We start from the raw sequence: 18,450 nt of genomic DNA, 5'->3' as shown, positions 1-18,450 counted from the left end.
CACAGGTTTTTTGTTGTACCTGGAATGTGTGGGTGCCGCGAAAACTGTGGGAGCTGGCTTGCCAGCGATAGCGGTGTAACTGTTGGTGCATCACTTCAATCTGATCTCCCCATTCAGGTGCAAAATCGGCCCAAAAAACCGCCTGATTTATATCCTGTGCACCATTTAATTTCATAACTGCGACATTTTGCGCTGTTCCTGTGCGCAATTCGTTTGTTACAGTCCGGCTCAATCGCTTCCAACGACAATAAATTTGCCGAGACTTTTCCCATGATCGAATCCGTCGAATCCTTCCTCGCCCGCCTGAAAAAACGCGACCCGGATCAACCCGAATTCCACCAGGCCGTCGAAGAAGTCCTGCGCAGTCTGTGGCCGTTTCTCGAAGCCAATCCGCATTACCTGACCTCGGGGATTCTGGAGCGTATCTGCGAGCCGGAGCGGGCGATTGTGTTCCGCGTGTCGTGGGTCGACGATCAGGGCAAGGTCCAGGTCAATCGCGGTTTCCGCATCCAGATGAACAGCGCCATCGGCCCGTACAAGGGCGGCTTGCGCTTCCATCCTTCGGTGAACCTGGGCGTGCTGAAGTTTCTCGCCTTCGAGCAAACGTTCAAGAACTCTCTGACCTCATTGCCCATGGGCGGCGGCAAGGGCGGTTCGGATTTCGATCCGAAGGGCAAGAGCGACGCTGAAGTGATGCGTTTCTGTCAGGCGTTCATGAGCGAGCTGTACCGCCACATCGGCGCGGACGTCGATGTGCCGGCTGGGCGACATCGGTGTCGGGGCGCGGGAGATCGGCTTCCTGTTCGGCCAGTACAAACGCCTGAGCAACCAGTTCACCAGCGTGTTGACCGGCAAAGGCATGACCTACGGCGGCAGCCTGATTCGCCCGGAAGCCACCGGTTTCGGTTGCGTGTACTTCGCCGAAGAGATGCTCAAGCGCCGCGGGCAGACCGTCGAAGGCAAACGCGTGGCGATCTCCGGTTCCGGCAATGTCGCGCAGTACGCGGCGCGCAAAGTCATGGACCTGGGCGGCAAGGTGATTTCCCTGTCCGATTCCGAAGGCACGCTGTACTGCGAATCGGGCCTGAGCGAAGAACAGTGGCAGGCGCTGCTGGAACTGAAAAACGTCAAACGCGGACGCATCAGCGAACTGGCCACGGCGTTCGGTCTGGAATTCCGTGCCGGGCAGTTGCCGTGGTCGCTGCCGTGCGACATCGCGTTGCCGTGCGCCACGCAGAACGAACTCGACGTCAACGCCGCGCGCACACTGCTGCGCAACGGCTGCGTGTGCGTCGCCGAGGGCGCAAACATGCCGACCACGCTGGAGGCTGTGGATATCTTTATCGAGGCCGGCATTCTGTTCGCCCCGGGCAAGGCGTCGAACGCCGGTGGGGTCGCGGTCAGCGGGCTGGAGATGTCGCAAAACGCCATGCGTCTGCTGTGGACCGCAGGCGAGGTGGACAGCAAGTTGCACGCGATCATGCAGTCGATCCACCACGCTTGCGTGCATTACGGCGAAGAAGACGGGCGGATCAATTACGTCAAAGGCGCGAACATCGCCGGCTTCGTCAAAGTCGCCGATGCGATGTTGGCCCAAGGCGTGGTTTAAGCCGGTTCGATGCGAATCACTTCAATCACCTGATCGCCAGCGGGGCGCTGCCACAACACCTCGTCATTGAGGCGGGCGCCGAGCAGCGCCCGGCCCAGCGGCGAGCCCCAGTTGATCAGGCCCTGACTGGCGTCGGCCTGATCTTCGCCGACCAGTTGCACCCGACTTTCGGTGTCGTGCTCGTCGGCGAAGGTCACCCAACTGCCAATCTGCACTTTTTCGGTAGAGGTCGCGGGGGCAACGACCTGCGCGCTGGTGAGGCGTTGGTTGAAGTAGCGCAAATCTCTTTCGAGATCAGCCTGGCGCTGCTTGTCGGCTTGTTCGCCCTTGGCCGATTGTTCAGCGTGCAGGGCTTGCAGCTCGGTGACTTTGGCCTGCAGCTGCGCCAGCCCCTGCGGTGTGACGTAATTGGGCTGCGCGCTGACCTGCCGTTCGACGGGCTGGTCGGCTTGCGCAGCGGCATTGTCTTCGTTGACGAAAGCGCGGCTCATGGTGTCCTCCTGTGATAGGAATTGGGCCATGGTCGCCGGCATTTGGTTTCACTGGATGTCTGGAAACGACCTATTGCGAGCGATAAGCCCGTCCGGCGTCCTGATCCTTCTGTTGCTGCCAGACGCGCTCGCGCTCGTCCCAGTGTTCATTGCGATACTCTTCGCGATCCTTGTTCTCGAGCATCGCCTGACACTGGCGAAAGCCGTCGGTCCAGCCTTCGGCGTATTGCTTGTCTTTGAGGTAGCGCGGCACGTTCTTGCGAAACTCGCCACTGATCGAGCCGGCGGCTTGCCGGCCGCTGACGCAACCGTCATCGAAACCGTCGGCGAAGGCCGGTGGATAACCTTTGGCGATCAAGTCTTCATGGGTGGTCTGGCAACCCCCGAGCAACAGCAAAACACCCAACAGTCCCGCACACCGCCACATCGCACTCTCCCGCGCCGATTCTCGGCTGATAGGGAAAGTCTAGAAGGTGATTCGTTGATGGGGTGTGAAAGGAAGATCAAAAGATCGCAGCCTGCGGCACGCTCCTACAGGAAAAATGCATTCCCACTGTAGGAGCTGCCGCAGGCTGCGATCTTTTAATAGTGATACCACTTCACTTCGAGCATCACTTCGTTTTCCGGCGTCGCCACATGACTGAACTCACGCTGCGCACTCAGGCGCAAACCGAGGTTGCGCGACAATTCCCACTGCTGGTTCAGACTCAGGCTACGGCGCACTTCACCATTGAAGAAGTAATCGCCCTTGGCTTCCAGGCTGAGATTGCCCAGCGGGTTTTTCCACAACACGCCGGTATTGAAACCGCCGGCCGGGGAGACGAATTCGGCGAAGTCATTGTTGTGTTCAACGCGCACGGTGCCGAGAGCAAAACCCAATACGTCATCACCGAGCGCCCAAGTGCCGCCGCCGCCACCGTTGACGTGGCTGACCAGCGTCTCGTCATCATGCTTGCCCGGTACGCGCTCGAGGCCGCCAGTGACTTGCCACGACAGCGGCTGCAGCAACTCATTGCGCGGGGTCAGCGAGCGAATGGTCGCCAGATCCAGTTGCTGGAATTGCCATTGGTTACCTTCGTACTGGCGCAGCTTCATCTGCAGGATTTCGATCTGTGCGCCGAGGGGGAAGCTTTCGGCGTTGTCGTTGAGGTCGTGATAGGCCATGCGCAAACCGTACTCGCCGAACGCACGGTCGCCCCGGGTGCCGATGCCGGCCTGCCAGGTGCGTGATTCGTGGCCGTCTTCGGGCAGGCCCGGTTGGGGGGATCTGCAGCTCCGGCGCCGGGTTTTTGTTGATCGCCCGCAGCAGTTCGAAGCTGCGCTGTGCGCGTTGCGGATCACGTTCCTGACCGTTGGCGCGGTAGCGTTCCAGACGATACGCAGCATCGATGATCAGCGCCTGCCGATCCCGGGGCAGGGCTTTGAAGGTCGGCTCTTGCAATACCTGTTGATCGGCGCTGACGTTCAGCACCCATTGCTGTTCGTCACTGCTCAACGGCTGGGCACGGCTGAGCAGTTCACGTTCGCGGGACGGGCGGTATTCGATACTTTCCACCAGTCCGGCTTCCTTCACGGCTTTGACCGTGTCGGTAGGGATGGCAGTCAGCGGGAATTGCTCGGTCAGGCGCAGGCTTGGACGCGCCACCTGCAGCAGTTCGAGCAGGCGATAGGAGCAGTTTTCGTCGAAGAAGAAATAGTCGAACTGGATCTGCTTCAGCTCCCACACATGTTCGACCATGCGTGCGGTTTCTGCTTGCGTCAGGTTCAGCCGGTATTCCCACAGGTCGCGGTTTTCCAGGCTGCGGTACTCGGAGAGTTTTTCCTGATACGGCACCAGCGCGAACAGCCCCGGGTAGCCGCCCATCAAGCCTTTCCAGGCGTAGAGGATGCTGTTGTCAGAGCCTTCGATGTAGGCGCCGAAGTTGATGGCGTAGCTGAGCAGCGAAGTCTTGTCGGCCTGCACGTCGGCCTGATCGATGCGCAGCAGGGTGTGGCCGAACATCGACGACGGACTGTTGAGGTACGCCGCAGGAAAGATCATCACCGCGCTGTGCGGCGAGACATCCTTGAACCATTTCTTGAATTCGGCGCAATCGGGGGCGGGCAGATCGCTGAGATTGAGCTGGGCTTTCAGCCAGCGGGTGCGGGCCGGATAGACGCACTGCGCGTGCTGCTCGCCGAGACTGGCCGGGGCATACAGCGCTTGCACGGTGGCGGCCAACTCATGGTCGGGGTGTTCGTTGCCATCAGGCGCGAGAAAGAATTTCCTGTCGCTGACATAGCTGCGCCAGCCGCCGAGCTTGGCGGTTTCGTAATGACCGAGGGAAATCCAGAAGCGGTCGTTGGCCAGTTGCTGCAAACGTTGAGGGTCGATGTGAGGCGCGGCGGACAGCGGGGCGCAGACACAGAGCGCCAGCCAGGCAAGGCGTTTGAGCATAAGTGGCAACTTAAGTCGAAAAGAAAAAAACCGGATCGGGCTGCGATCACTCCCTGTGGCGAGGGGATTTATCCCCGATGGGCTGCGAAGCGGCCCTCATACCTGCAAAACTCGGTGTATCAGATACACCCAATTGAATGGTTTCACGACTGCTACGCAGCCGATCGGGGATAAATCCCCTCACCACAGGTTCAGCGTCACATTCGAGTGATTGCACTCAAAACAAAACCCGCTTCCCGAAAGAAGCGGGTGGGGTCGAGCTTAAGCCTGAGTGGCGTACTTGGCCAGACGTGGGTCTGATTTCAGTACAGCCAGGGTGTTGGTATGCACGTCTTCGGCGGTCACGTCAGCCTTGCTGAAGATCTGCTGGAAGTGCTCGTGAGTGACAGCGGCGAAATGCGCACGGTCTTCCGGCGCCACGCCCAGTACCACAGCGTAAGTCGTCAGCGCTTCGCCGTTGCCTTTAGCCATGTCTTCGGACAGCTCGTTCATCATGCCATTCATGGCGAACCAGGATTTACCGCCGTAGGTCAGCGACGCGTTGGTCGAGCAACCGTTGGTGCCGGAAGTCATACCGAACGTAGCGTTACCGGAGGTGCCGTTGGTGGTGGATGCCAGGAAGTGGGCCGGGGTGCCACGCTGACCTTCGAACAGCATGTTGCCCCAACCGCAATCCGGACCGCCTGGCGCCTGAGCCATGGCGTTGATGGAAACAGCGGTGAAGAGAGTACCGAGAAGAATCCGTTTCATAGCTTTGTTCTCTTTGTGTGCATACCAATGGACAGGGTTCTGACACCTGACGGTGCCAGTGGGCCAGTATTCGTTCCAGCCGCGCAGTTTGGAGTTTAGGCACGTTCCTGGGGTTCCGTGAGTTTTTACAAAAGATTTGGCGATAACCCCGATTTGCCGGGGGGCGGGGCAGGGTCACCCGGTTGTCTATGCTTTGTCGTGTGGCGCGCCTTGCCAGTGGGGCACGGGCAGCGCCAGAATGCCGCTATCTGCCCCGCCTGATTGTTAAGGAAGCCCGATGCCTGATCCTGTTGCTGCCAGCTTGCGTCTAGCGCCCGAAGCGCTGACCCGTCCGTTTTCCGCTGAACAGTTCAGCTTCACTACCACCAATGATCTGGAGCCCTTTCGCGGTGTGCTTGGCCAGGAACGTGCGGTCGAAGCCTTGCAGTTCGGTGTGGCCATGCCACGCCCCGGTTACAACGTCTTTGTCATGGGCGAACCGGGCACCGGTCGCTTCTCGTTCGTCAAACGCTACCTGAAGGCCGAAGGCAAACGCCTGCAGACCCCGGCGGACTGGGTCTATGTCAACAACTTCGATGAGCCGCGCGAGCCCCGCGCGCTGGAGCTGCCGTCGGGCACGGCGAGCGCGTTCATCGGCGACATCAACGGCTTGATCGACAACCTGCTGGCGACGTTCCCGGCGGTGTTTGAGCACCCGTCCTACCAGCAGAAAAAAAGCGCCATCGACCGCGCCTTCAACCAGCGCTACGACAAGGCGCTGGACGTCATCGAACGTCTGGCCCTGGAAAAAGACGTCGCCCTGTACCGCGACAGCAGCAACATCGCCTTCACCCCGATGCTCGAAGGCAAGGCGCTGGATGAAGCCGAGTTTTCGCAATTGCCGGAAGCCGAGCGCGAGCGTTTCCACGAGGATATTTCCGGTCTCGAAGAACGGCTGAATGAAGAGCTCGCGAGCCTGCCGCAGTGGAAGCGCGAGTCGAACAATCAGCTGCGTCAGCTCAACGAAGAAACCATCACCCTGGCCTTGCAGCCGTTGCTGTCGCCGCTGTCGGAAAAGTACGCGGAGAACGCCGCGGTCTGCGGTTACCTGCAAGCGATGCAGGTGTATCTGCTGAAAACCGTGGTCGAGCAACTGGTCGACGACAGCAAGACCGACGCCGTGGCGCGCAAGCTGCTGGAAGAGCAATACGCGCCGAGCCTGGTGGTCGGTCATCCGCACAGTGGTGGTGCGCCGGTGGTGTTCGAGCCGCATCCGACCTACGAAAACCTGTTCGGCCGCATTGAATACACCACCGATCAAGGGGCGCTTTACACCACTTATCGCCAGTTGCGCCCGGGCGCATTGCATCGCGCCAATGGCGGCTTCCTGATTCTTGAAGCGGAAAAAATGCTCAGTGAGCCGTTCGTGTGGGACGCACTCAAGCGCGCCCTGCAATCGCGCAAACTGAAGATGGAATCGCCGCTGGGGGAGATGGGCCGTTTCGCCACCGTAACCCTGAATCCGCAGCACATTCCGTTGCAGGTCAAAGTGGTGATCATCGGTGCGCGGCAGTTGTATTACACGCTGCAGGACCTGGATCCGGACTTCCAGGAGATGTTCCGCGTGCTGGTCGACTTCGACGAAGACATCCCGATGGTCGACGAAAGCCTGGAGCAGTTCGCCCAGTTGCTGAAAACCCGCACTTCGGAAGAAGGCATGGCGCCGCTGACCGCCGATGCGGTGGCGCGTCTGGCGACCTACAGCGCACGCCTGGCAGAGCATCAGGGGCGTTTGTCGGCGCGTATCGGCGACCTGTTCCAACTGGTCAGCGAGGCGGATTTCATTCGCCATCTGGCCGGTGATGAAATGACCGACGCCGGGCACATCGAGCGTGCGCTGAAAGCCAAAGCCACTCGCACTGGCCGCGTATCGGCGCGGATTCTCGACGACATGCTCGCCGGGATCATCCTGATCGACACCGACGGCGCCGCGGTCGGCAAGTGCAACGGGCTGACCGTGCTGGAAGTCGGCGATTCGGCGTTCGGTGTACCGGCGCGGATTTCCGCCACGGTGTACCCGGGCGGCAGCGGCATCGTCGACATCGAACGCGAGGTTAATCTCGGTCAGCCGATCCACTCCAAGGGCGTGATGATCCTCACCGGGTATCTGGGCAGCCGTTACGCCCAGGAATTCCCGCTGGCGATTTCCGCGAGCATTGCGCTCGAGCAATCCTACGGTTACGTCGATGGCGACAGTGCGTCGCTGGGCGAGGCTTGCACGTTGATTTCGGCGTTGTCGAAAACCCCGCTCAAGCAGTGCTTCGCGATCACCGGCTCGATCAACCAGTTCGGCGAAGTGCAGGCGGTCGGTGGCGTCAACGAGAAGATCGAAGGCTTCTTCCGTCTCTGCGAAGCGCGTGGGCTGACCGGCGAGCAGGGCGCGATCATTCCGCAGGCCAACGTCGCCACGCTGATGCTCGACGAGAAGGTGCTGGCGGCCGTGCGCGCCGGGCAGTTCCACGTGTACGCGGTGCGTCAGGCTGACGAGGCTTTGAGCCTGTTGGTCGGCGAGCCGGCCGGTGAGCCGGATGCTGACGGTCAGTTCCCTGAAGGCAGCGTCAATGCGCGCGTGGTCGAGCGTCTGCGGGTGATTGCCGAGATGATCAGTGAAGAGGATCTGAAAGAGGCCGAGAAGGAGTTGGCGCAGGAGGCGTTGGCCGAAGCCAAACCAGCTTAAAAAGTCTAGAGCAAATCCTGTGGGAGCGAGCTTGCTCGCGAAGGCGGCATACCAGTCGACATTTAGTTGCCTGAACATCCGCATTCGCGAGCAAGCTCGCTCCCACTGTGTTTTTCCAGATTGATTTTTGCGCTGATCTTCGGGAAAAGTGCCACTACTCTGGCGTCAGAATTCACACAATGACCATTCGGCGCCTTCTGGTTCTATCCGGCTTGCGCGGCGGACTTTTCTTCTATTCTCAGCTCAAGGACATCGACAGTATCACTGGATCGAAACAGCCTTCGCGTGAAGGCTGAATACAGGTTTTACCGAGGGTCGCCGCCATGTCGCGCAACCTCTGCCTCACCCGTCAATGCCTGGGTCTTGTGACCCGTATCGAATGCGCCATCAAACCCCTGGCCGGCGATAACGGCATGTGGACCTTGCTCTTCGCTGCCGGCATGGCCGGCGAACAACCCTCCGCCATCAAGGCCCAGGGCCCGTTTCACGGGCCGGTCGCCGCCGAGTCGATTCTCGACACCATTGTGGAAAGCCTGACGATGCACGGCTACGAACTGGCCAACGATCCGCAGATCTGGAGCCTGCACCTGCAGGCACAGCTGCGCCAGATCAACGGTGGCCGTGGACGTCCGGTCGGCGTGTTCGACCATTAGGCGCAATCACCGCGCCGTGTCGGGCAACGGCGCCTTGTCGAGCTTGACCTCAAAGCCGTATTGCACGGTATTGAGTTCAGTTCGTTGATAGGTCTCCACCTGCGTTGGACGGCCATAGAAGTAATGCACGCCGAACAGCGCCGGGCCTTGCGCACTTGCGTCGTGGCTGACCGAGAGAATCTGTTTCAGGTAGTTGCCGCTGTCGTCCTTGACGAAGAAACGCCAGGCGTTGGCCGGGAACCGTTTCAGGTCCACCACCAGTGTATTGTTCTTGATCTCCAGGCCTTTGGGCAGGGCCTTGGCGTCGTAGGTTTTCTTGTCGACGCTCGCCAGAAACAGCGGCATCGAACCCACAGCAATTGCCGGGGTTTCCGGGAACAGGTTCAAATCGTAAGTGATCGTCGCTTGCAGCGGATCGACCTGATAGGCCTCGGCTGGCAGTTCGATCGGCTCGTCGAGTTTGCCGCTGCGTTTCTCGGTGAAGAACGTCACCGGGCTTTCTCCCGGGCTGAAATCATCGCCGAGCAATTCATCGTTGAAGGTACGCCGGTGGGAGAACTCGATGCGCGCGGCGCTCGGATCCTCCACGGACTGATGGATGCGGATGCCGGCCTTCAACGCTTCCTCGGTCAGGCTCGCGCCCTTGAGCCAGTTCGGTGCCAGATCGTCATAGACCACTACGTCCGGGTCCAGCGGCTGGATGGTTTTGTCCGTGGTGTGCTGATTGAAGGTGCGCACCGGCAGATCCAGCGCCTTGCGGGTCACGGTCGCCGATGAAAAATCGAGCACGCTGACCTCAAGGGTGTCGACGGGGCCGTTGAAGTAAACCTTGTTATAGCGGTGCGGATGTTGCTGTGCGAAGGCGCGCTGTTCGTCCTCCAGCTGTTTTTCCAGTGCCTCGCTCCAGGTTTTCTGCTGTTGCAGTTGCGCCAGTTGTTTCTCGTAGAAAGCCACCTGTGCCGGGCTCTCATTGATTGAGCCGGCGCGCACCAGGTATTGCCCGGTGGTGTCGCGGGCCTGAACGATCAACGGATTGAGCTGCGCACCCTCGACCTCTGGGGCCAATGGCAGGCTGTTGCTGAATTCGATTTCGGCGTAGTTTTTTGCAAGCTTCAGCAGGGTGACGCTGAGGTTGTCGTCGGTACGGGTCTGGCCGACATCCTTCTGGCTCAGTTTGAAGGTGAACAGGCGGCGCGGCGTGATGACTTCGACGTTACCCTGCAGGCTCACTGGCTGCGGTTGTGTCTTCTTGTCGACATCCAGCCCCTCGATGAACGGGTAGGTCACCGTCAGGTCATCGGGGTTGTTGACATTGGAACTGGACGGGCTCAACTGAATGCCGGGATCGGTTTCCGACCATTCCGGCTGATAGGTGATCACGCGCTTGTTGCTCAGGGTCACCGACTGCCATTCCACGCCATGCGGAAACAGAAAACCACCGGGAATGTTCAGGTTGAACGGGAACACTGGTTGCAGGTCGGTGAGGTAGTCGGAGCTGGCGTCCTTGTGCAGCACGAACAGTCCGTTGATGAATGTATCGACCAGCGCCTGCGGCGAAGGGTAGTGCTTGAGGATGCCGAGGGTGTCTTCGCCGTAGACGGTTTTCAGGGGAGGGCTATCGAGCTTGAGTTGCGCGCGTTCGAGCAACAGCAGCGAACCGCCGAGTTCGGTCACGGCATCCTTGAGCTTCGGATCGGTGATGGCGTCCAGTGAATGTTCGAAGGTTGCCGTCTTCGCGTCGAGGCTGACCGAGGTTTTTTTTCTCTTCGCCGGGAGAGCAGCCGCCCAGCAGCAGAGCGAGGCAAATCCCGGCAGTTTTCAACGGCAATCGCACATGCATTTCCAGTCGTCCTGTCCACTTTCGCTAGGCGGTCAATGGTTTGGACAGTAGCAGAAAAAAAATCATACACACACGCAGGTTGCGCTGATTGGAGGGGCGGGCCGGGCCGTTTCTGGCTGTCACGGTCGGCTGGTATACTCGCCGCCGATTTCAATCCTTATTGTGTGAGAGTCAATGGAACGCTTTATCGAAAATGCAATGTACGCCACGCGCTGGCTGCTGGCGCCGATCTATATCGGGCTGTCCCTCGGACTGCTGGCGCTGGCATTGAAATTCTTCCAGGAAGTGTTTCATGTCATTCCCAACGTGTTCTCCATGGCCGAATCGGATCTGATCCTGGTGCTGCTGTCGCTGATCGACATGGCGCTGGTGGGCGGCTTGCTGGTGATGGTGATGATTTCCGGCTACGAGAACTTCGTGTCCGAGCTGAACATCGATGAAGGCAAAGAGAAGCTCAGCTGGCTGGGCACCATGGACTCCTCGTCGCTGAAGATGAAAGTGGCGGCGTCGATCGTGGCGATTTCCTCGATCCACCTGCTGCGGATCTTCATGGACGCCAAGAACGTCGATCCCGAGCACCTGATGTGGTACGTGATCATCCACATGACCTTCGTGATCTCGGCGTTTGCGATGGGCTATCTGGACAAGCTCACCAAGCACTGATCATTAATTGCTCGCTGCAAACGACACCGCCCGCCTGTTGCGAAACAGACGGGCGGTGTCGTTTGTGGCTTGTGCTTTGGTGCGCGCGGGCATATCCCTGTAAAGGTCCTGGCTCGCCATCGCACGAGGTGCCTTCATGAACCTGCAAGAGTTGAATGCGTTTGCCATCGCCAGAAAGGTCGATGAGCTGAACCTGATCTCCATGGAGGGCGGGATTTATCTGCTCGAAGCGCGGATGCATGGCGCCGCGTATCCGTTGAGTGATCTCAAGGGCGAGATGCTGCAGCTGCGTTCGGTTGAGCACGCGCGGGATTTGCTGCATAACTTCCCGGTGCTGCCGTTCAACCTCGTACATACCTCGGTGCACGATGAAATGTGCGGCCTGGGCGGCAGCGTCGATGAAAGCCTGAAAGTGCCGCTGGCGTGGCGCTCGGCCCTGTAGGCGTTGCGCGCCATCGCTGGGCATCTGTGCTAGTCTGCTCGCCCTTTTAGGTTCCGGGCGCGCCGGGACGCGCTGTGCACGCACGGCAAGTCTTGCGGCCGTCCGCACAGCGGAGCAGTGTCATGTCCGAAGTAAATCTGTCCACCGACGAAACCCGCGTCAGCTACGGCATTGGCCGTCAGCTGGGCGACCAGCTGCGCGACAACCCGCCACCGGGTGTCAGCCTGGACGCCATCCTGGCCGGTCTGACCGACGCATTCGCCGGCAAGCCAAGCCGTGTCGATCAGGAAGCCATGTCCGCCAGCTTCAAGGTGATCCGCGAGATCATGCAAGCCGAAGCCGCCGCCAAAGCTGAAGCGGCTGCTGGCGAAGGTCGTGCGTTCCTGGCTGAAAACGCCAAGAAAGACGGCATCACCACCCTGGCTTCCGGTCTGCAATTCGAAGTGCTGACCCAGGGCGAAGGCGCCAAGCCATCCCGTGAAGACACCGTGCGTACTCACTACCACGGCATGCTGATCGACGGCACCGTGTTCGACAGCTCCTACGATCGTGGCCAGCCAGCAGAATTTCCGGTGGGCGGCGTGATTGCCGGCTGGACCGAAGCCCTGCAACTGATGAACGCCGGCAGCAAATGGCGCCTGTACGTGCCGAGCGAACTGGCTTACGGCGCTCAAGGCGTTGGCAGCATCCCGCCGCACAGCGTTCTGGTATTCGACGTCGAGCTGCTGGACGTTCTGTAATGCCTGGCCTGTCCCGGTGACAGGTCAATAATGTGGGAGCGGGCTTGCTCGCGAAGGCGTCATTTCAGGCAATCATCCGTTGCCTGACACACCGCTTTCGCCAGCAGGCTGGCTCCCACAGTTTTTCCGCGCTACTCATATTTCGATCTTGTGATGCAGCTCATGGGTCGGGCGCAACGCCCGGGCATAGCAGAACAGGAACAGATTGCGCACCAGCTCCTTGAGCACCAGCGGCTCGCTGGAATTCAGGCTGCTGACGTCCAGGTCGCCCTGATCCTGCAGCTCATGCAGGGCTTCTTCTTCCAGAACCGCACAGACTTCGCCGGTTTCCCGATGCAGGATCCTGAGGTACGGGTGTGGGCGATCCAGCCAGGCATCGATCAAATAAGTCATGGGTCTCATCTCCTTGAAAGGTTTCAATGAGAATAATTCTTATTCGTCAAATAGCAAGTGCCTATTGGCGCAATGCGATTTTTTCCGGGTAAAGATTGCGTAAGGTCAAACCGGCTGGCGTCTGGCTATTACGCGAGTATGCGGGAGCAAAGCGGGAGAGGGCGGAGCTCCATCCCGCGGCGGGCGCGGGATGGATGACAAGCGGATCAGACCTTTCTGACGAACTCGGACTTGAGTTTCATCGGGCCAATGCCGTCGATCTTGCAGTCGATGTCGTGGTCGCCATCGCACAGGCGGATGTTCTTGACCTTGGTGCCGACCTTGACCACCAGCGAGGTGCCCTTGACCTTCAGGTCCTTGATCACGGTGATGGTGTCGCCGTCCTGCAGGACGTTGCCGACCGAATCTTTCTTCACGGCATCATCGGACGCCACTTCGGTTTCGCCGTTGGCCGACCACTCGTGGGCGCACTCAGGGCAGATCAGCTGGGCACCGTCTTCGTAGGTGTATTCGGAATTGCATTTCGGGCAGGGTGGCAACGTGCTCACTAAGGCTCCTTGGGATGTGGATCGCTAAAAGTCGCACATTGTATAAGGTTTTAGCCTTTGATGGAGCCAAAAGCAGAAGATCGCAGCCTTCGGCAGCGCCTACAGGTGATTGATGTAGGAGCTGCCGAAGGCTGCGATCTTTTGATCTGCCTGGCGAATTCAGTGCGTGCGGGCGACCGCAAACTCGCTCAGTTCTACCAGTGCATCGCGGTATTCGCTGGCCGGCAGCGCGTCGAGGCACTTGATCGCACGGGCCACGTAGTCACGGGCCAGTTGCGCGGTGTACTCCAGCGAACCCGAGGCCTCCACGGCGATGCGGATGCTTTCGAGGTCTTCGATTCCGCCTTTCTGGATCGCCTGGCGTACCAGGGCAGCCTGTTCCGGCGTGCCTTCGCGCATGGTAAAGATCAGCGGCAGGGTTGGTTTGCCCTCGGCCAGATCGTCACCGACGTTCTTGCCCAGGGTCTCGGCGTCGCCCTTGTAGTCCAGCAAGTCGTCGACCAGTTGGAACGCCACGCCGAGGTGATCGCCGAAGGTGCGCAGGGCTTCGCTCTGCTCGGCGGTGGCGCCGGCCAGTGCGGCAGCGCTGTGGGTCGAGGCTTCGAAGAGCATCGCGGTCTTGCCGCGGATGACTTCCATGTAGGTTTCTTCGGTGGTGCTGGCGTCGCGCACCTTGGACAGTTGCAGCACTTCGCCTTCGGCGATGATGCGCGTGGCCTGGGACAGGATCTTCATCACCGGCATCGAGCCCAGTTCGACCATCATTTCGAACGAGCGCGAGTACAGGAAATCGCCGACCAGCACGCTTGGCGCGTTGCCCCACATGGCGTTGGCGGTCGAACGACCACGGCGCATGCCGGACATGTCGACCACGTCGTCATGCAACAGGGTCGCGGTGTGCAGGAATTCGATGGTGGCGGCCAGCAGACGCAGGTCGTCGCCTTCGCGACCGAGGGCCTTGCCGCACAGCAGCACCAATAAAGGACGCAGGCGTTTGCCGCCGGCCGAGGTGATGTAATCGCCGATTTTCGATACCAGCGGCACTCGGGAAGTCAGCTGCTTCTTGATGATGCCGTCGACGGCGCTAAAATCGTCCGCCACCGCGCGGTAGAAAGCTTGGGGTTGCATCAGCGACAGTTGCTCCAGAAGGGTTGCGCGGCATGCTAGGACCCCCACCGGGGCCTGTCAAGGCGCGATGGACGGCCTCTTGCGTGACTCTCGATGCTTGCGTACAATCGCGCACCCTGAACTTCCTGGGCAGCACCTGCCTTACGCAATTGCACTTGGGCCGTTCCAGCCCCATGCAGCCATGCCAGCCAATACCTCTTCTTATAAAGAGCTGGGTGAGCAGGATTATCGGAGAAATACCATGTACGCAGTAATCGTTACCGGCGGTAAGCAATACAAGGTCGCTGAAGGTGAATACCTGAAGATCGAAAAACTGGAAGTCGCTACTGGCGAATCCGTGACTTTTGACCGCGTTCTGCTGGTCGCCAATGGCGACGACGTGAACATCGGCGCACCTGTTGTTGCTGGCGCAACCGTCAAGGCTGAAGTGATCTCCCAAGGTCGTCACGATAAAGTCCGCATCATCAAGTTCCGTCGCCGTAAGCACCACATGAAGCGTATGGGCCACCGCCAGTGGTTCACCGAGATCAAAATCACCGGTATTCAGGCTTAATTACAGCCTAATTCCTCACTAGGAGAATTGAACTCATGGCACACAAAAAAGCTGGTGGTAGTACCCGTAACGGTCGCGACTCAGAAGCCAAACGCCTTGGCGTGAAGATGTATGGCGGCCAGGTCATCAAGGCCGGCAACATCATCGTACGTCAGCGCGGCACCCAATTCCACGCTGGCTACGGCGTTGGCATGGGTAAAGATCACACCCTGTTCGCGAAAATCGAAGGCGTGATCAAGTTTGAAGTAAAAGGCGCCTTCGGTCGTCGTTACGTGAGCGTTGTCGCGGCTTAATCGCGAGATCGCTGGAAGAGCCCTGTCTTGCGACGGGGCTTTTTCGTTTGTGGGGTGAGTCTCTTGCAAAACTGTTTGTATGGGCTGTCGGCGTGCGATGCAGGTCGTGTTTTGGGGTCGCTGCGCTCATTTTTGCAAGAGTCTTATGTCTTGATTGTTTTTCGGCTCGTCCGTATGGCGAGAGGCGTTGAGTTATGAAGTTTGTAGACGAAGTATCGATCCGCGTAAAAGCTGGCGACGGCGGCAATGGCTGCATGAGTTTCCGTCGGGAAAAATTCATTGAAAACGGCGGCCCGAACGGCGGTGATGGCGGTGACGGCGGTTCCATCTACATGATGGCCGACGAAAACCTCAACACCCTGGTCGACTACCGTTACACCCGGCACTTCGATGCCGAGCGTGGCTCCAACGGCGGCAGCACCGATTGCACCGGCAAGAAGGGTGAAGACCTGATCCTGCGCGTGCCGGTCGGTACCACCGTGATCGACTCGGCCACCCAGGAAGTGATTGGCGACCTGACCAAGGCCGGCCAGAAACTGATGGTGGTGCAGGGCGGTTGGCACGGTCTGGGTAACACCCGTTTCAAATCCAGTACCAACCGTGCGCCGCGCCAGACCACGCCGGGCAAGCCGGGTGAGCAGCGCGACCTGAAACTGGAAATGAAAGTGCTGGCCGACGTGGGTCTGCTGGGCTTGCCGAACGCCGGTAAAAGTACCTTTATCCGTTCGGTGTCGGCCGCCAAGCCGAAAGTCGCCGACTACCCGTTCACCACGCTGGTGCCGAACCTGGGTGTGGTCAGCGTCGACCGCTGGAAAAGTTTCGTCATCGCCGACATTCCGGGGCTGATCGAAGGTGCTTCCGACGGTGCCGGTCTGGGCATTCGCTTCCTCAAGCACCTGGCGCGTACGCGTCTGTTGCTGCACCTTGTCGACATGGCGCCGCTGGATGACAGCAGCGCACCGGACGCGGCTGAAGTGATCGTCAATGAGCTGGTCAAATTCAGTCCTTCGCTGGCTGAGCGTGATCGCTGGCTGGTGCTGAACAAATGCGACCAGATCCTTGAGGAAGAGCACGAAGAGCGCGTCAAGGAAATCGTTGATCGCCTGCAGTGGGAAGGTCCGGTCTACGTGATCTCGGCCATCGCCAAAGAAGGCACTGAGCGTCTGACGCGCGACATCATGCGTTACCTGGAAGACCGTGCCGATCGTCTGGCTAACGACCCGGCGTACAAGGAAGAGCTGGCCGATCTCGATCAGCGCATCGAAGACGAAGCCCGTGCACAGTTGCAGGCACTGGACGACAAGCGTGCCCTGCGTCGCAGTGGCGTGAAGTCGGTCCACGACATCGGCGACGATGACTGGGACGAAGAAGATGTGGATGATGAAGACGGTCCGGAAATCATTTACGTGCGCGACTGATTCGTTGCAGTAAACTTAAGCGCCGCTCAATCGAGCGGCGTTTTAGTATCTGGAAATCGCAAGTCACAAATAACGACATGGGCGGCGCTGGGTCGCGCTGCCCTCAAGCTAAGGTTGAAGATGATGCGGAGCAAGGTGACAGGTGCGCAGCGTTGGGTCGTGAAGATCGGCAGCGCTTTGCTGACAGCTGATGGCAAAGGGCTGGATCGCGCGGCAATGAGTGTCTGGGTCGAGCAGATGGTGGCCTTGCATGAGGCGGGTGTCGAGCTGGTGCTGGTGTCTTCCGGTGCTGTGGCTGCCGGCATGAGCCGTCTCGGATGGACCGCGCGACCCAGTGCGATGCACGAGCTCCAGGCTGCCGCGGCAATCGGTCAGATGGGTCTGGTGCAGGCCTGGGAATCGAGCTTTGCCGAGCATGGTCGGCACACGGCGCAGATTCTCTTGACCCATGACGACCTGTCCGACCGCAAGCGTTATCTGAATGCCCGCAGCACCCTGCGTGCGCTGGTCGAGCTGAAGGTCATTCCGGTGATCAACGAAAACGACACCGTGGTCACCGACGAAATCCGTTTCGGCGACAACGACACGCTGGCGGCGCTGGTGGCCAATCTGGTGGAGGCGGATCTGCTGGTAATCCTCACTGATCGCGACGGCATGTTCGATGCTGATCCGCGCAATAACCCCGATGCGCAACTGATTTACGAGGCGCGTGCCGATGATCCGACCCTGGATGCGGTGGCGGGTGGCACCGGCGGTGCGCTGGGGCGTGGCGGCATGCAGACCAAGCTGCGTGCGGCGCGTCTGGCAGCGCGTTCCGGGGCGCATACCATCATCGTCGGTGGGCGTCTGGAGCGAGTGCTCGATCGCCTGAAGGCTGGCGAGCGCATCGGCACGCTGCTGTCGCCTGAGCGCGGCATGCTGGCGGCGCGCAAGCAGTGGCTGGCCGGGCATCTGCAGACTCGCGGCACGCTGGTGCTGGACGAAGGTGCGGTGTCGGCATTGTCGCAGGGCCACAAGAGCCTGTTGCCGGTCGGGGTGAAGCTGGTCCAGGGCAGTTTTCGCCGGGGCGAAATGGTGGTCTGCGTGGCGCCTGATGGTCGCGAGATTGCCCGTGGCCTGGCCAACTACAGTGCGCTTGAGGCGCAAAAAATCATCGGTCAGTCGTCGGATGCGATTGTCGGCGTGCTGGGCTACATGGCTGAGCCGGAACTGGTTCACCGTGACAACCTGATTCTGGTCTAAGGGAAATTACGCATGCGCATGGCAAAAGGATTGTTAGGGCTGTTGATGGCGTTGCCATTGCTGGCCTCGGCCGAGGAAATCGGTCAGGTGTCGACGGTATTCAAGTTCGTCGGCCCGAATGACCGAATCGTAGTCGAGGCTTTCGATGATCCGAAAGTCGACGGCGTGACCTGCTACCTGTCTCGCGCCAAGACGGGTGGGGTGAAGGGTGGTCTGGGTCTGGCCGAGGACCGCGCCGAGGCGTCAATTGCCTGCCGCCAGGTTGGCCCGATCAAGTTCAAGGGTGAGTTGAAAGATGGCGACGAGGTGTTCAAGGAGCGCACGTCGCTGGTGTTCAAGACCATGCAGGTGGTGCGTTTCCTCGACAAGAAGCGCAATACGCTGGTGTACCTGGTTTACAGCGATCGCGTGATCGAAGGGAGTCCGCAGAATGCGGTAACCGCAATTCCGATCGTGCCGTGGGTGCCGGTCCAGCAGTAACAGCGCAAAACCAATTGCAGGGGTGAGCTTGCTCGCTCCTGCATTTTTTTTGCT

At 59.7% G+C, this 18,450-nt stretch carries 17 protein-coding genes and 3 pseudogenes; 11 read left to right on the top strand and 9 right to left on the bottom strand.

From position 1 onward, the window contains the following. Window positions 1-232 (bottom strand): hypothetical protein (locus HT737_RS31185; RefSeq protein ID WP_220459366.1); only part of this gene is annotated, 232 nt, incomplete at its 3' end. 38 nt (window positions 233-270) lie between these two features. Here HT737_RS31185 and gdhA point away from each other — a divergent pair. Further along, a pseudogene (gene gdhA / locus HT737_RS11060) lies at window positions 271-1,609 on the top strand (NADP-specific glutamate dehydrogenase). Here the strand turns inward: gdhA and HT737_RS11055 are convergent. The 4 genes and pseudogenes from HT737_RS11055 to HT737_RS11040 form a co-directional block, all read right to left on the bottom strand. Beyond that, entirely contained in the window at window positions 1,606-2,100 is a 495-nt protein-coding gene (locus HT737_RS11055) for a GreA/GreB family elongation factor (protein ID WP_121187278.1), read from the bottom strand. The pseudogene gdhA and the gene HT737_RS11055 overlap by 4 nt on opposite strands. A 70-nt stretch (window positions 2,101-2,170) precedes the next feature. Next, entirely contained in the window at window positions 2,171-2,527 is a 357-nt protein-coding gene (locus HT737_RS11050) for a hypothetical protein (RefSeq protein WP_121187276.1), read from the bottom strand. A gap of 155 nt (window positions 2,528-2,682) precedes the next feature. Beyond that, window positions 2,683-4,537 (bottom strand): annotated as a pseudogene (locus HT737_RS11045) (DUF4105 domain-containing protein). Window positions 4,538-4,798: 261 nt separating this feature from the next. Further along, window positions 4,799-5,287: a DUF3015 domain-containing protein gene (locus HT737_RS11040; protein ID WP_007909797.1), complete on the bottom strand. Its 489-nt coding sequence runs from the start codon at window positions 5,285-5,287 to the stop codon at window positions 4,799-4,801. A 277-nt stretch (window positions 5,288-5,564) separates the two neighbouring features. Between HT737_RS11040 and HT737_RS11035 the strand changes: the two genes are divergently transcribed. Both HT737_RS11035 and HT737_RS11030 read left to right on the top strand, forming a co-directional pair. Continuing rightward, complete coding sequence (locus tag HT737_RS11035) at window positions 5,565-8,003, top strand: Lon protease family protein (protein WP_041065264.1); 2,439 nt, start codon at window positions 5,565-5,567, stop codon at window positions 8,001-8,003. 323 nt (window positions 8,004-8,326) lie between these two features. Further along, the gene (locus tag HT737_RS11030) at window positions 8,327-8,656 is read left to right on the top strand and encodes a hypothetical protein (protein WP_047296668.1); all 330 of its coding nucleotides are present in this window, start codon (window positions 8,327-8,329) and stop codon (window positions 8,654-8,656) included. Between the two features lie 6 nt (window positions 8,657-8,662). Here the strand turns inward: HT737_RS11030 and HT737_RS11025 are convergent. Continuing rightward, window positions 8,663-10,496 (bottom strand): annotated as a pseudogene (locus tag HT737_RS11025) (hypothetical protein). A gap of 174 nt (window positions 10,497-10,670) precedes the next feature. Between HT737_RS11025 and HT737_RS11020 the strand changes: the two are divergent. From HT737_RS11020 to HT737_RS11010, 3 genes are all read left to right on the top strand, one after another. Next, a complete protein-coding gene (locus HT737_RS11020; RefSeq protein ID WP_007963798.1) occupies window positions 10,671-11,159 on the top strand; it encodes a TIGR00645 family protein in 489 nt (162 codons plus the stop codon). Between the two features lie 136 nt (window positions 11,160-11,295). Next, the gene (locus tag HT737_RS11015) at window positions 11,296-11,601 is read left to right on the top strand and encodes a DUF6482 family protein (protein WP_027612827.1); all 306 of its coding nucleotides are present in this window, start codon (window positions 11,296-11,298) and stop codon (window positions 11,599-11,601) included. A gap of 122 nt (window positions 11,602-11,723) precedes the next feature. Continuing rightward, entirely contained in the window at window positions 11,724-12,341 is a 618-nt protein-coding gene (locus HT737_RS11010; protein ID WP_047296663.1) for an FKBP-type peptidyl-prolyl cis-trans isomerase, read from the top strand. A 135-nt stretch (window positions 12,342-12,476) separates the two neighbouring features. Here HT737_RS11010 and HT737_RS11005 read toward each other — a convergent pair whose 3' ends face one another. The 3 genes from HT737_RS11005 to HT737_RS10995 form a co-directional block, all read right to left on the bottom strand. After that, complete coding sequence (locus HT737_RS11005) at window positions 12,477-12,734, bottom strand: hypothetical protein (protein ID WP_008078558.1); 258 nt, start codon at window positions 12,732-12,734, stop codon at window positions 12,477-12,479. 206 nt (window positions 12,735-12,940) lie between these two features. Next, window positions 12,941-13,282 (bottom strand): zinc ribbon domain-containing protein YjdM, encoded by a 342-nt coding sequence (locus tag HT737_RS11000; RefSeq protein ID WP_041065279.1) that lies wholly within the window; start codon window positions 13,280-13,282, stop codon window positions 12,941-12,943. A 159-nt stretch (window positions 13,283-13,441) separates the two neighbouring features. Continuing rightward, entirely contained in the window at window positions 13,442-14,410 is a 969-nt protein-coding gene (locus tag HT737_RS10995; protein ID WP_047296661.1) for a polyprenyl synthetase family protein, read from the bottom strand. Window positions 14,411-14,651: 241 nt separating this feature from the next. Here HT737_RS10995 and rplU point away from each other — a divergent pair, with 241 nt between their 5' ends. From rplU to HT737_RS10970, 5 genes are all read left to right on the top strand, one after another. Then, on the top strand, window positions 14,652-14,963 hold the full coding sequence (gene rplU / locus HT737_RS10990) for a 50S ribosomal protein L21 (RefSeq protein ID WP_003228361.1): 312 nt from the start codon (window positions 14,652-14,654) through the stop codon (window positions 14,961-14,963). 35 nt (window positions 14,964-14,998) lie between these two features. Next, window positions 14,999-15,256, top strand: a complete 258-nt coding sequence (rpmA, locus tag HT737_RS10985; RefSeq protein WP_003228360.1) for a 50S ribosomal protein L27 — start codon at window positions 14,999-15,001, stop codon at window positions 15,254-15,256. 194 nt (window positions 15,257-15,450) lie between these two features. After that, window positions 15,451-16,674, top strand: a complete 1,224-nt coding sequence (cgtA, locus tag HT737_RS10980; protein ID WP_041065287.1) for an Obg family GTPase CgtA — start codon at window positions 15,451-15,453, stop codon at window positions 16,672-16,674. A 123-nt stretch (window positions 16,675-16,797) separates the two neighbouring features. Continuing rightward, window positions 16,798-17,916, top strand: coding sequence for a glutamate 5-kinase (gene proB, locus HT737_RS10975; protein ID WP_041065290.1), 1,119 nt, complete (start codon window positions 16,798-16,800; stop codon window positions 17,914-17,916). A 12-nt stretch (window positions 17,917-17,928) separates the two neighbouring features. Next, the gene (locus tag HT737_RS10970) at window positions 17,929-18,396 is read left to right on the top strand and encodes a CreA family protein (protein WP_003228353.1); all 468 of its coding nucleotides are present in this window, start codon (window positions 17,929-17,931) and stop codon (window positions 18,394-18,396) included. Window positions 18,397-18,450 lie beyond the last annotated feature (54 nt).

The sequence above is a fragment of the Pseudomonas sp. MD195_PC81_125 genome (assembly GCF_014060985.1).
Taxonomy (GTDB): Bacteria; Pseudomonadota; Gammaproteobacteria; order Pseudomonadales; family Pseudomonadaceae; genus Aquipseudomonas; species Aquipseudomonas parakoreensis.
The sequence above is the reverse complement of the archived record's forward strand: the minus strand, read 5'-3'. Positions and strand labels throughout refer to the sequence as shown.